This is a genomic window from Burkholderia sp. BC1, from assembly GCF_052683555.1.
Genome location: NZ_JBQYLP010000011.1, coordinates 84,444 through 97,757 on the forward strand (window position 1 = coordinate 84,444; position 13,314 = coordinate 97,757).

General features: G+C 68.9%; 13 protein-coding genes. 12 read left to right on the top strand and 1 reads right to left on the bottom strand.

Annotation, left to right across the window (positions count from 1 at the left end; all coding sequences use genetic code 11):
• The first annotated feature begins 63 nt into the window (after positions 1 to 63).
• From ACSHSS_RS07990 to ACSHSS_RS08015, 6 genes are all read left to right on the top strand, one after another.
• Positions 64 to 807: an IclR family transcriptional regulator gene (locus ACSHSS_RS07990; protein ID WP_012468006.1), complete on the top strand. Its 744-nt coding sequence runs from the start codon at positions 64 to 66 to the stop codon at positions 805 to 807.
• A gap of 111 nt (positions 808 to 918) precedes the next feature.
• A complete protein-coding gene (locus tag ACSHSS_RS07995) occupies positions 919 to 1,971 on the top strand; it encodes a cyclase family protein (RefSeq protein WP_445544812.1) in 1,053 nt (350 codons plus the stop codon).
• A 50-nt stretch (positions 1,972 to 2,021) separates the two neighbouring features.
• Entirely contained in the window at positions 2,022 to 2,723 is a 702-nt protein-coding gene (locus ACSHSS_RS08000) for an SDR family oxidoreductase (RefSeq protein WP_445544813.1), read from the top strand.
• Positions 2,724 to 2,725: 2 nt separating this feature from the next.
• Positions 2,726 to 3,733, top strand: a complete 1,008-nt coding sequence (locus ACSHSS_RS08005) for a 3-hydroxyacyl-CoA dehydrogenase (protein ID WP_261543673.1) — start codon at positions 2,726 to 2,728, stop codon at positions 3,731 to 3,733.
• Between the two features lie 58 nt (positions 3,734 to 3,791).
• Positions 3,792 to 5,120: a short-chain fatty acid transporter gene (locus ACSHSS_RS08010; protein WP_445544814.1), complete on the top strand. Its 1,329-nt coding sequence runs from the start codon at positions 3,792 to 3,794 to the stop codon at positions 5,118 to 5,120.
• Between the two features lie 58 nt (positions 5,121 to 5,178).
• Entirely contained in the window at positions 5,179 to 5,475 is a 297-nt protein-coding gene (locus ACSHSS_RS08015) for a YciI family protein (RefSeq protein WP_445544815.1), read from the top strand.
• Positions 5,476 to 5,496: 21 nt separating this feature from the next.
• Here the strand turns inward: ACSHSS_RS08015 and ACSHSS_RS08020 are convergent, their stop codons facing one another.
• On the bottom strand, positions 5,497 to 6,420 hold the full coding sequence (locus ACSHSS_RS08020; RefSeq protein ID WP_039217718.1) for an AraC family transcriptional regulator: 924 nt from the start codon (positions 6,418 to 6,420) through the stop codon (positions 5,497 to 5,499).
• A 181-nt stretch (positions 6,421 to 6,601) separates the two neighbouring features.
• Here ACSHSS_RS08020 and ACSHSS_RS08025 point away from each other — a divergent pair, with 181 nt between their 5' ends.
• The 6 genes from ACSHSS_RS08025 to ACSHSS_RS08050 all read left to right on the top strand — a co-directional run bounded on the left by ACSHSS_RS08025 (position 6,602) and on the right by ACSHSS_RS08050 (position 13,273).
• Positions 6,602 to 7,063: a (2Fe-2S)-binding protein gene (locus ACSHSS_RS08025; RefSeq protein ID WP_006396610.1), complete on the top strand. Its 462-nt coding sequence runs from the start codon at positions 6,602 to 6,604 to the stop codon at positions 7,061 to 7,063.
• Positions 7,064 to 7,065: 2 nt separating this feature from the next.
• Positions 7,066 to 9,282 (top strand): molybdopterin cofactor-binding domain-containing protein, encoded by a 2,217-nt coding sequence (locus tag ACSHSS_RS08030; RefSeq protein WP_445544816.1) that lies wholly within the window; start codon positions 7,066 to 7,068, stop codon positions 9,280 to 9,282.
• A gap of 608 nt (positions 9,283 to 9,890) precedes the next feature.
• Positions 9,891 to 10,289, top strand: a complete 399-nt coding sequence (locus ACSHSS_RS08035) for a winged helix-turn-helix domain-containing protein (RefSeq protein ID WP_006415618.1) — start codon at positions 9,891 to 9,893, stop codon at positions 10,287 to 10,289.
• A 348-nt stretch (positions 10,290 to 10,637) separates the two neighbouring features.
• Positions 10,638 to 11,795 carry a type III secretion system cytoplasmic ring protein SctQ gene (sctQ, locus tag ACSHSS_RS08040; protein ID WP_445544817.1) on the top strand — a complete coding sequence of 386 codons (1,158 nt, stop codon included), beginning with the start codon at positions 10,638 to 10,640 and terminating at the stop codon, positions 11,793 to 11,795.
• A 3-nt stretch (positions 11,796 to 11,798) separates the two neighbouring features.
• Complete coding sequence (sctR, locus tag ACSHSS_RS08045; RefSeq protein ID WP_054316100.1) at positions 11,799 to 12,473, top strand: type III secretion system export apparatus subunit SctR; 675 nt, start codon at positions 11,799 to 11,801, stop codon at positions 12,471 to 12,473.
• Positions 12,470 to 13,273 carry a lytic transglycosylase domain-containing protein gene (locus tag ACSHSS_RS08050; RefSeq protein ID WP_048804509.1) on the top strand — a complete coding sequence of 268 codons (804 nt, stop codon included), beginning with the start codon at positions 12,470 to 12,472 and terminating at the stop codon, positions 13,271 to 13,273. The genes sctR and ACSHSS_RS08050 overlap by 4 nt, the downstream gene beginning before the upstream one ends.
• Positions 13,274 to 13,314: the final 41 nt, after the last annotated feature.

Here is a 13,314-nt window from a genome sequence, read left to right on the forward strand (position 1 = left end):
TCCGGTAGGTGTTTACACGTAAGCGTATTGTCAGAGCATTATCGATATGTTGATAATGTTCTCATGGATGTGAAAACCGCAGTGCGCGTCTTCGACGTGATCAACCTCTTTGCCGAAGTCCGGCAACCGATGATCTACAGCGAGATTGCGCGTCGAACCGAAATCCCGCTATCGAGCTGCCACGCGCTGTTGCAGACGATGGTGGCCAAGGGCTATCTCTATGCACCGGGCGTCAAGGCCGGCTATTACCCGACGCAGCGCCTGCTGCATGTCGCGCGGGACATCTGCAGCGAGGATCCGCTGACGCTGATGTTCCAGCCGCTGCTTTGCGCGCTGCGCGACGCGACCGGCGAAACGGCCGCGCTCGCCACGCTGGCGGGCAATCGCGTCGTCTATCTCGATGTCGTGGAATCGCGCCAGAAAATCCGCTACAGCGACGAGCCGGGCGGCTTCATGTCCGTCGCGAGCGCAGCCGGCAAGGCGCTGCTCGGCGCGCTCGCGCCTGCCGCGCGGCGCCGGCTGCTCGACAGCTGCGAACCGCTGACGGTCGCGCCCGGCGGCTCGTTCGTGAATCGCGAGACGTTCGAACGCGACATCGAGCAGGGTGTGATCGACGGCTGGCACCGCTCGACCGGGGAAAGCGTCGAGGACGTGGCCGGCCTCGCGCGCGGCTTCCTGATTCATGGCGAGGCCTTCGCGCTCGTCATCGGCGCGCCCAAGGCGCGCCTTCTGAAGCACGAGCAGCAAGCGGTGAAAGCGCTGCTCGACGTTTACGCACAAATCCCGCCTTCGTTGCTGGCCGCCTGACGGCGCGCACAACGTTCGTCGGGAACGATCCAGATCGGCACAGCGGCACGGCAGCATGGCCAGCGGTAACGAGGCGCATGCTGCACGGCGCCGGATATCGAGGAACTGCGCATGCGTTGGAAAAACCGGCCGGAAGGCTCGAACTGGGGCGACTTCGGCCCCGATGACCAGTTGGGCCGCCCGAACCTCATCGGCGCGGAGCAGGTACTCAAGGGTGCGCGCGAAATCCGCGCGGGCCTGAGCTTCACGCTGTCGCTGCCGCTCGACTTTCCCGGCGACAGCAAGCTCAACGCGCGCCGCCATCCGCCGGTGTTGCGCCCGACGATGCGAGACGGCCTGCCCTATGTGAACTTCCCGTTCGCGCGCAACGTGCCGGGCGCCACCGATGTGGTGAGCGACGACCAGGTATTGCTGTCGCTGCAATACTCGACGCAATGGGATTCGCTGGCGCACGTGGGCGCCCGCTTCGATGCCGACGGCGACGGCGTGGCCGAAAGCGTCTACTACAACGGCTATCGCGCGGAGCACGACATCGTCGGCCCGATGCAATACCGCGCGGAAAGCGGCTTCGCGCCGCACGCGTGCGGCGGCGAGCACAGCCGGGCGAGCGCGCTCGGCATCGAAAATCTCGCCGTCAAAGGGATGCAGGGCCGCGGCGTGTTGATCGATTTCGTCGCGCATTTCGGACGCGAATACCGCACGATCGGCTACGACGATCTCATGCGCGTCATGCAGGCGGACAACATCGCCGTCGAGCCCGGCGACATGCTCGTGCTGCGCACGGGCTTCGCGGAAATGATCCTGGAAATGAATCGCCAGCCGGACGAAGCCGTGCTCGCGAGCCATTGCAGTGCGCTCGACGGTCGCGACGCACGCCTGCTGCAGTGGATTACCGACTCGGGTATCGCCGCGCTGGCCGCGGACAACTATGCGGTCGAGCGCTACCCGGCGCGCGAGCCCGGCACGGCCGGCGAGCATCCGCTGTTGCCGCTCCATCACCACTGCCTGTTCAAGCTGGGCCTGCCGCTCGGCGAGCTCTGGTATCTGCGCGAACTCTCCGCGTGGTTGCGCGAACACGGGCGCTCGCGCTTCATGCTGACCGCCCCGCCGCTGCGGCTGCCGGGCGCGATGGGCTCTCCCGTCACGCCGGTCGCGACCGTGTGAGCGCGGTCCGTACACACTCGCTTTCGAGTCTCTCCATTAGGATTCCAGACATGATCAAAGAACGTGTCCTGATCACCGGCGGCCATGCCGGCATCGGCGCGGCGTGCGCCGCACGCTGCCAAGCGGACGGCTATGAAGCGATCGTCATCGATCGCGACGGCGACGGCATCGTCGCCGACCTGTCGGACACGCGCGCCACGGCGGACGCCCTCGAGCGCGCACTCGCCGGCGGACCGATCACGCGCCTCATCAACAATGTCGGCGTCGTCTGCCCCGCGGAGGCCGAGCACCAGACGCTCGACGAACTCGAATACGCATGGGCACTCAACGTACGTTGCGCGCAGCAGTGCATGCAGGCGTTGCTGCCGGGCATGAAGGCCGCGGGTTTCGGGCGCATCGTCAACATGTCGTCGCGCGCGGCGCTCGGCAAGGAGCTGCGCACCGCATACTCGGCCACCAAGGCGGCGCTCATCGGCATGACGCGCGTATGGGCGCTGGAGTTGGGCCGGTTCGGCGTGACCGCAAACGCGATCGGCCCCGGCCCGATCCGCACGGCGCTGTTCGATCGCGCCAATCCGCCCGACGCACCGCGCACGCGAGCCATCATCGATGCGGTGCCCGTCAAACGCGTCGGCACGCCGGACGACATCGCGCACGCCGCGTCGTATCTGCTCGACGCGCGCAGCGGCTTCGTCACCGGGCAGGTACTGTATGTATGCGGCGGCATGACCGTCGGCGTCGCACGTATCTGACGATGCCGCCCGTCGATCGTCGCGAAGCCGGCTCGCGTCATCCACGCGCCGGACAGCCGTCCGCCATCCGGCGCGCCGGCATCGTCGGCGCGGGTAGCATCGGCGTCGCGTTCGCGCTGGTGTTCGCGCGCGCAGGCTGGCGCGTGCGGCTGTTCGATCCCGATCCGGCGCGACGCGCGGCGGTGCCGGCCGAAATCGCGTCGCGCCTCGCCGACCTCGCGCACTTCGCGCTGCTCGACGAAAGCGCGGACTACATCGCCGCGCGCATCGAGCTCGCCGAATCGCTCGAAGCCGCCGCAGCCGATGCCGATCTCGTACAGGAATGCGCGCCCGAGCGCGTCGAACTCAAGCGCGCGCTGTTCGCGCAACTCGACCGCGCCGCCCCTGCGCACGCGATTTTCGCGAGCGCATCGTCGTTTCTCTGCGCGTCGGCGTTCGTCGACGAAACCGTGGCGGGCCGCGCGCGCTGCCTCGTCGCGCATCCGGGCAATCCGCCGTACCTGATACCCGTGATCGAGATCGTGCCCGCCCCCTTTACGGCCGAGCACGCCACCGCACGCGCGATTGCGCTCTACGAAGCAGCGGGACTGAAGCCCGTTCGCGTGAAGAAGGAAATCGCCGGCTTCATCTTCAACCGACTGCAAGGTGCGGTGTTGCGCGAAGCGTATTGCCTCGTGCGCGACGGCGTCGCGTCGATCGACGATATCGATACGGTCATGCGCGACGGGCTCGCGCCGCGCTGGTCGGTGACCGGCCCGTTCGAGACCGTCGACCTGAACACGCGCGGCGGCATCGCGTCGCATGCGCAAAAGATGGGGCCGTCCTACGAACGCATGGGCGCCGAGCGCGGCCAGTCCGACCCCTGGACGCCCGAACTCGTCGCTCACGTGACGGCCGCGCGGCGTGCTGCGTTGCCGCTCGATCAATGGGACGCGCGCGTCGCGTGGCGCGACCGTCGACTCATGCAGCTCGCGCGGCATCGCAAGCTCGCCGCACCCGACGACGACTGATCGCCCGGACGCCACCGGGGAATCGCAGAACAATCACGACACAACGGAGACAAAAACCATGCAGAGATTGACCGCCTTCTTCACCGAGCTGATGCGCCGGTACTTGCCCGATCCGTTCGTCTTCGCGATCGGCCTCACGCTGCTGACGATGGTGCTGGCCGTGGTCGTGCAAGGCCAGGCCGTGACCGCACTTGCGTCGAGCTGGGGCAAGGGTTTCTGGACGCTGCTCGCCTTCACGACGCAGATGGCCGTGATTCTCGCCATGGGCTACGTGCTCGCCACCGCGCCGCTCGTCGACCGCTTTCTCGACCGCATCGTCTCGCACGTGAATTCGCCGCGCATGGCCATCGTCGTCGCGACGCTGGTCGGCGGCATCGGCAGCTGGCTGAACTGGGGATTCGGGCTCGTGGTGGGCGGCATCGTCGCGCGCAAGCTCGCGCTGCGCGTGCGGGGCGTGCACCATCCACTCATCATCGCGTCGGCATACAGCGGCTTCACGCTCTATGGCCTCGGCCTTTCCGCCAGCATTCCCGTGCTGATCTCGACGAAGGGCCATCCGCTCGAAGCGCAGATGGGCGTCATTCCGCTGTCCGAAACGATTTTCTCGCCCGCGATGCTGATGACGAGCCTCGTGACGATCGTCACGCTGCCGCTGCTGAACGCGTGGCTGCATCCGAAGGCGGGCCAGCCGGTGAAGGAAATCGACCGCACGCGCGAAGCCGCACGCACGGCCGCCGCGCCTGCGCTCGACCTCGACGATGGCGACACGCTCGCCAACCGCCTGAACCACAGCCGCGTGCTGAGCTACGTGATCGGCGCGATCGGCATGGGCTACGTCGCACTGCACTTCGTGCAGGGCGGCTCGATCGATCTGAACCTCATCAATTTCTTCATCCTGTTCCTCGGCATCCTGCTGCTCGGCACGCCGATCCGCTATGTCGAGAAGCTCAACGAGGGCGTCCGCACGATCGGCGGCATCATCCTGCAGTATCCGTTCTACGCGGGCATCATGGCGATCATGGCGTCGTCGGGGCTCGTCGAGACGCTCTCCGCCGCATTCGTCAAGATCGCGACGCCCGACACGCTGCCGTTCTGGGGGCTGGTCAGCTCGTTCGTGATCAACTTCTTCGCGCCGTCGGCCGGCGGCCATTGGGTCATCCAGGGGCCGTTCATGATCGAAGCGGCCAAGACGATCGGCGCGTCCGTCGGCCATACCTCCACGGCCGTCATGCTCGGCAACGCATGGAACGATCTCGTGCAGCCGTTCTGGATCCTGCCGGCGCTCGCGCTGTCGAAGCTCAAGCTCAAGGACATCATGGGCTATACGGTCATCATGATGTTCTGGGTCGGCATCGTCTATTCGGTGGCGATCCTCGCATGGCGCTGAGCCTTGCGCATCGCGTCGCGCCGCGCGTGCCCCGACAAACCATCGAACGAGGTCGCCAATGCCGTTTCTGATCGAAACTTTCGACAAGCCCGATCATGCCCATGTCCGCGCGCGCGAACGCGACGCGCACCTCGCCTTTCTCGCCCGGCATCGCGCGCTGCTGCTCGCCTGCGGCGCCAAGCTCGACGACGGCGGGGCCGCGGCGAGCGGCGGCATCTATATCGTCGACCTGGATACCCGCGAAGCGGCAGAGCGCTTCATCGCCGCAGACCCGTTCGCGCTCGGGGGGCTATTCGAGCGAATCGCCATCGTCCGCTGGCGCAAGGCCTATGTGGACGGTGTCTGCCATCTCTGAGCGCGTGCGCGTCGTCGCGCCTCAGCCGAGCAGCTCGCGCCGCCGCAAGTGCGCAACGTCGCGCATCGGCGGCGCGCCGAACAGCCGGCTGTACTCGCGGCTGAACTGCGACGCGCTCTCGTAGCCGACGCTCGCAGCGACCGAGCCGACGTCGCCGCCCTGCTGCAGCAGCAGCCGGCGTGCCTCGTGCAACCGCAGCTGCTTCTGGTACTGCAAAGGGCTCAGCGTCGTCACGTGCTTGAAATGATGATGCAGCGACGACACGCTCATGTTGACCGCGTTCGCGAGCGTCTCGACGCGCATCGGCTCCGCGAAGTGTGCCCGGATCCATTCGATCGCGCGCGCGATCCGGTGCGTCTGGCTGCCGGCGACGGCCATGTGCCGCAGCCGCGTGCCCTGCGCGCTCGTCAGCAGCCGGTACAGCATCTCCTTCTCGATCAGCGGCGCGAGCACCGGGATGTCGGCCGGCGTGTCGAGCAGCCGCACGAGCCGCAGCGCGGCATCGAGCAGCGGCGTCGTCAGCTCGGCGAGCGCGATCCCCTCGCCCTCCGGGCCGGACTCCGGCTCCGGCAACCGCATCTCGGCCGCGAGCTCGACGATCCGCTGCGGATCGAGCGTCAGCGACAGGCAGAGGTACGGCGCGTCGGCCGACGCGCGCGTCACGCGCGACAGGATCGGCAAGTCGATCGACGTAATCAGGCAGTTTTGTGCATCGTATTCGTACGCGTGGCCGGCCACGATCACGCGCTTCGCGCCCTGCGCGGCGATCACGAGCGCCGCGCGCGACACGGCGCAGCCGAGATCGACGGGCCGCACGTGCTTGTGCAGCATCAGGCCCGGCACCGCGGTCGCGTGCGAGCCGTCCACCGGCGCGAAGCGGCCGATCAGCGACGCCAGTTCGCGCTGCCCGGCCGCGCGCGACGCGGCGATGTCGGTCATGTCCATCACGAGATCCTCGAATCGGTTTCCCTGTCGCGCGAGCATAGCGAAAGGTCCGCCGCCGCGCGCGGGATTTGCAGGATTGTTCAAGAAATTTGCAGGATTGGGTAGACGAAAACGGCGGCAGCTCGCGCACACTGCCGGCTATCCCGGCCCGGCGCCGGGTTTTCCCCACGGAGACACCCCCATGGCCACTACGTTTGTCCTGAACGGCAAGAGCGTGACGCTCGATGCCGATCCGTCGATGCCCGTCCTCTGGGCGATCCGCGAGCACGCGGGGCTGACCGGCACGAAATTCGGCTGCGGGATGGCGCAGTGCGGCGCGTGCACGATCCACCTCGAAGGCCAGCCGGTGCGCTCGTGCGTGCTGCCGCTCGCCGGCATCGCCGGCAAGCACGTGACGACGATCGAAGGCCTGCAGAGCAAGCCCGCGCAGGCCGTGCAGGCCGCCTGGGTGAAGCTGCAGGTGCCGCAATGCGGCTACTGCCAGTCCGGGCAGATCATGTCCGCCACCGCGCTGCTCGAGCAGAACCCGAAACCGACCGACGCCGACATCGATGCGGCGATGAACGGCAACCTGTGCCGCTGTGCGACCTACGCGCGGATCCGCGCGGCGATCCACGACGCGGCCGCGACGCTGGGAGCGTGACCATGACGATCGAACTCGATACGCGCGACTCGGTGCGTCCGTCGCGCCGCACGTTCCTGAAGGCCGCCGGCGCCGCGGCCGCGGTCAGCCTGACGATCGGCTTCGAATGGGCCGGCCTCGGCCGGCGCGCGGTGGCCGCGACGACCGCGCCCGAGGCCGGCGCATTCGCGCCGAACGCGTTCCTGCGCGTCACGCCCGACGGCGCGGTGACGGTGATCGCGAAGCACGTCGAACTCGGCCAGGGCGCCTATACGGGCATCGCGACGATCGTCGCCGAGGAGCTCGACGCCGACTGGTCGAGCGTGCGCGTCGAAAGCGCGCCGGCCGACGCGAAGCGTTACGCGAACCTCGCGTTCGGCACGATGCAGGGCACGGGCGGCAGCTCGGCGATGTCGAACTCGTGGCAGCAGCTGCGCGAAGCCGGCGGCAAGGCGCGCGCGATGCTCGTGTCGGCGGCCGCCGCGCGCTGGAACGTGCCGGCAAGCGAGCTGACGACCGCCAACGGCGTCGTCACGCACGCGAAAAGCGGCAAGACAGCCGCCTACGGCACGCTCGTCGCCGACGCATCGAAGCTGCCGGTACCGGACAAGGTCGTGCTGAAGCAGCCGGCCGACTTCAAGCTGATCGGCCATCGCATTCCGCGCGTCGACGCATCGGCGAAATCGAACGGCACCGCGCATTTCACGCTCGACACGACGTTCCCCGGCATGCGCGTCGCGCTGCTGCAACGCCCGCCGCGCTTCGGCGCAACCGTGAAGTCGTTCGACGCGACGGCGGCGAAGGCCGTGCCGGGCGTGGTGTCGGTCGTGCAGGTGCCGGCCGGCATCGCGGTCGTCGGAACGGGCTTCTGGGCCGCGAAACAAGGCCGCGACGCGCTGAAGGTCGAATGGGACGAAACGCACGCCGAAAAGCGCGGCTCGGACGAGATCATGCGCGAATACCGGCAGCTGGCCGCCAAGCCCGGCGCATCGGCGCGCAAGGACGGCGATGCCGACGCGGCGATCGCGGGCGCCGCGCGCAAGATCAGCGCGAGCTACGAGTTCCCGTATCTCGCGCATGCGCCGATGGAGCCGCTCGACGCGGTCGTCAAGCTGACCAAGGACAGCTGCGAGATCTGGGCCGGCGACCAGTTCCAGACGGTCGATCAGGGCAATGCGGCCAAGGTCGCGGGCCTGAAGCCGGAGCAGGTGCAGATCCACACGCTCTACGCGGGCGGCAGCTTCGGCCGGCGCGCGAATGCGTGGTCGGACTACGTCGTCGAGGCCGTCTCGATCGCGAAGGCGCTCGGCGCGGACGGCAAGCCGGTCAAGCTGCAGTGGACGCGCGAGGACGACATCCAGGGCGGCTTCTACCGCCCGATGTACTTCCACAAGCTCGACGCGGGGCTGACCGCCGACGGCCGGCTGGTCGGCTGGCGTCACCGGATCGTCGGCCAGTCGATCCTCGCCGGCACGCCGTTCGAGGCCTTCATGGTCAAGAACGGCATCGACGCGACGTCGGTCGAGGGCGCGGCGAACCTGCCGTACGCGGTGCCGAACGTGTCGGTCGAACTGACGACCACCAAGGTCGGCCTGCCCGTGCTCTGGTGGCGCGTGGTCGGCAGCTCGCACACGGCCTACGCGGTCGAGGCGTTCATCGACGAAGCGGCGCACGCGGCCGGCAAGGATCCGTACCTGTTCCGCCGCGACCTGCTGGCCAAGGAGCCGCGCATGCGGGCGGTGCTGGAGCTGGCCGCGCAGAAGGCCGGCTGGGATCCGGCGAAGCCGCTGCCGAAAGGTCGCGGACGCGGGATCGCGGTGGCCGAGGCGTTCAAGAGCTATGTCGCGCAGGTCGCCGAGGTGTCGGTCGATGCGGACGGCAAGGTGAAGGTCGAGCGCGTGGTCTGTGCCGTCGATTGCGGGATCGCGATCAATCCCGACATCGTCGCCGCGCAGATGGAAGGCGGTATCGGCTTCGGGCTCGGCGCGGCGATGCACAGCGCGATCACGCTGAAGGACGGGCGCGTCGAGCAGCGCAACTTCGACGGCTATCAGGTGCTGCGGATGGCCGAGATGCCGAAGGTCGAGGTGCATATCGTGCCGTCCGCCGAAGCGCCGACCGGCGTCGGCGAGCCGGGCGTCGCGCCGATCGGGCCGGCCGTCGCGAACGCGATCTTCGCGGCTACGGGCAAGCGGCACTACGTGCTGCCGTTCGATTCGGGCACGAACGCGAGCGCTTGATGGCTTGATGGCTTGATCGCTTGCGCCGGTCGGCCGCGCACACTGCGCGGCGGCCGGCGCGGCGGGTGGCCTCGTCGCATTCGCTGGCTTCGCTGCCTTTCCGCCTTTCCGACGTCTCGCCGTCTCGCCTTTCCACTGTCTCGCTGTCACGCCGGCTCAACCGGCCTCAACCCGTTGCGCCCCGCCGCCTGCCGCTGTCGGCATCCGCCGCCCGCTGCTCATCGTCTCCCGCTGCCCCGTCGCCTGCCGCCTCCGCGTCGTTCGTTGCAGCACGCAATGGACCTGAACCCCCGATCACGCCGACCTGCGCTTCCCCACCCACCGCACCCGCAGCAACGCTCGCCCGGTGCCCTTTCCGCCCGCCTTCCGCGCCCGCTACGTTACATGCGCCGTAACGTGCGTAACGTTTGCGCGCCCGCGCTACGTAACAATCCTTCAAGATTGCCGCCGCGCGCGTACCGCCCTGCGCCGGCAAAGTACCGAAAGTGCGTTTGAATTCAACGCCCGCGCGCGATTCGCTCATGGGCGCGCGTCGCCGCCGATCCGTCTGGCCCGGAAGTTGCAGTAAACAGCTCGCCAACAATCCTTTACGGACAGCGAGGGCCATCATGGATTGCAAATACCTGTACATCGACAACATAAAAATCAACTTTGTGCGGCGCACCATCGAGATCGACGAGAAGCCTGTCGACGTGACGCCGCGCGAATTCGACGTCGTCGAATTCCTGCTCGACAACATGAACAAGATCGTGCCGCGGCAGGCGATCCAGGAGGCCGTGTGGGGCCGCGAACTCGCGGTGTCGTCGCGCACGCTCGATACGCATATCTCGCGGATCCGCTCGAAGCTGCAGCTCGATCACGACAAGAACCTGCGGATCATCCCGATCTACGCGGTCGGCTATCGCCTCGTGCTGTTCGGCGCGGCGATGACGCACGTGGAGCGCCACGACGCGGCACCGCTCGCGCGCCCCGCGCCGCAAGCGGCGATATCGGCCGATTACCTGTAACGATCGACCGGTGCGCCGCGCGATGCGGCGTGCCGGCCGCCGCTCCCCCACAGCGAGACGACACGATGCAACGCGCATCGCGCGGCTCGCCTGCCCTGCGACAGGTTCCGGTCGCGACACGATCGCCGCCTTAGAGCGGCGATCGCCTTCCAGCCGTCGCGCAAAGCGCCGCTCATGGCGCCTCGTAAATCCGCACCCACCGCGCGACGACACGACGCGCACGACTACGGATTCCGGCGACGCACGCGCACGGCTGCGTCCCTACAATCGACGCAGCAGCCGCGCGCGACCTGCGCCACCGGCCACAACAACCCGTCGAACTCACGCCGAATTCGCTCCGATCCCGCCGTGCCTGCGTTGTTCCTGACGAATGCCGACGATGCCGCGGACCGCGCCGCGCCGTCCGCCGCCACGACGCGCGCGACGCCGCCCGCCGCGGTGCTGCCGCTCGACGCGTCGCCCGCGCTGCCGCGCGTGTCGGCCGCGGCCGCACGCGGGCTGTCGCACGCATACGGCGCCACCGCCGCCGTGCCGATCGCGCTCGGCAACGAGGCGTACGCGGTGCGCTGGCGCGTCGACGCGGAGCCGGCGGCCGACGCGCACGCCTACCGGTTCGTCGTCGGGCCCGCCACCGGCACGTTGTGGCTCGACCCGCTCGCGGAAACCGAATGGCTCGGCGACGCCGCCGATCCGGCCGTCCCGGCCGTGATCCGCGCGGCGCTGCTCGCCGATCTCGGCGCGCCGCTCGCGGCGACGCTGCAGGCCGCCACGCGCCAGCGCGTCGAACTGCTGCCGCCCGCCGAACCGGCGCCCGCGTGGCACGCGTCGCCGTCCGCGCTGCGCTTCGAGCTGCGTCGCGCCGACGGCGCGTGGCGCTGCCACGGCGCCCTGCTGTTCGATGCGCCGGACGCGCTCGCCGTGTTCTTCGCGTCCGCGCCGGCCGCGCGGCCCGACGCACACGCCGCGTACGCGAGCCTGCCGGTGCCGCTCGTGTTCGAAATCGGCCGCACCGAATTGACGATGGCCGAGCTCGCGGACGTCGTCGGCGGCGACATCATCGCGATCGAGCGCTGGCACGCGCACGAGCAGAACCTGCTGTGCGTCGCGCGCGTGCCGGCCGCGCCCGCGTGGGAGATCACCGGACGGCCGTCGGGCAGCCGGCTGACCGTCGAACGAATCAGGGAGATGCCTTTGGAACCGACCCGCACCGATACCCCGCCCGCGACCGGCGCCGCGCACGACGCACCGCCGGCCGATGCGCCGCGCGCGCTCGACGGCCTCGCGGTCGACCTGCGCTTCGAGCTGCCGCCGACGTCGATGCCGCTCGGCGAGCTGAGCGCGCTGCAACCCGGCGCCGTGATCGAGCTGCAGCAAGGGATCAACCAGAGCGTGATCCATCTCGTCGCCAACGGGATGCTGATCGGCACCGGCCATCTGATCGCGGTCGGCCAGAAGCTCGGCGTGCGCGTCGTCACGCTGACGCAACCGGCGCCGCGCGAGCGCTGAACGATGGGCAATCTGCCGAATCCGGTCGCGCTGATCGCGGTCATCGCCGCGCTCGGCATCGCGCCGTTCGCGGCGCTGATGGTGACGAGCTATACGAAGCTCGTCGTCGTGCTCGGGCTGCTACGCTCGGCGCTCGGCGTCCAGCAGGTGCCGCCGAATCTCGTGCTGAACGGCATCGCGCTGATTCTGTCGCTGTTCATCATGGCGCCGGTCGGGATGTCGATCCGCGATGCGCTGCAGGCGCGCCATTTCGACGCGTCGGGGCAACTGTCGACCGCCGATGTCGGCGCGCTCGCCGATGCCGCGCTGCCGCCGATCAAGGATTTCCTCGTATCGCATACGCGGCAGCGCGACCGCGAATTCTTCGTGCGGACCGCGACGTCGGTCTGGCCGAAGAACCGCGCGGACGGCATCAAGGACGACGATCTGCTCGTGCTCGTGCCGAGTTTCACGCTCGCCGAGCTGACGAAGGCGTTCCAGATCGGCTTCGTGATCTACATCGTGTTCATCGTCGTCGATCTGCTGGTCGCCAACATCCTGCTCGCGCTCGGGATGCAGATGATTTCGCCGACCACGATCTCGGTGCCGTTCAAGCTGCTGCTGTTCGTCGCGCTCGACGGCTGGTCGCTGCTCGTGCACGGGCTCGTGCTGTCGTACCGCGTCGCGGGGACGGGATGAACGCGCGCCGCCTGCACAGCGCAGCCGCCGCGCTATGCGCGACGGTCGCGCTCGTCGCGCTGGCGTTCGCCTGCGTGCCGCCGCGCGTCGCGCATGCGCACGCGTCGTCGGGCGGCGGCGGTTTCGCGCAACTCGCGCGCGCCTGCGCGCCGAACGTCGATCCCGACACGCTCGCCGCGCTGGTGCGCACGGAATCGGGCTTCAATCCCTATGCGATCGGCGTGGTCGGCGGCCATCTGACGCGCCAGCCGGCATCGCTCGACGAGGCGCGCGCGACCGTGCGCGCGCTGGCCGCGCGCGGCTTCAGCTACAGCGTCGGTCTTGCCCAGGTGAACGAGCGCAATTTCGCGAAATACGGGCTCGACGAAGCGACGATGTTCGAGCCGTGCCGCAATCTGCAGGCCGGCGGCGCGATCCTGACCGAGTGCTTCGCGCGCTCGTCCGGCACCGGTCGCCCCGCGCAGGCCGCGTTGCGCGCCGCGCTGTCGTGCTACTACAGCGGCAATTTCACGACCGGGTTCTCGAGCGGCTACGTGAGCCGCGTCGTCGCGAGCGCACAGCGCAATGCGCGCGAAGGCGGCGTCGAACCGATCCCCGTCGTGCGCGACGTGCCGCTGCCCGCGCGCCAGCGGCGCATGGATGCGGCCGCAACGACACCGCCCGAGCATGCGCGGCGGCTCGCCTCGCCGGCGGCGTCCGCGGACGCGCCGTCGTGCCATGCACGGCCGGTCGTGATGATGTGCCGCGGGCTGCCGGCGAGCCAGGCGAAGCGGCTTTGCGTGCGGTGTCTCGATCAATGACCGAATGAGCGCCCGCGGCACGACGGCTGCATGCGCGCGCG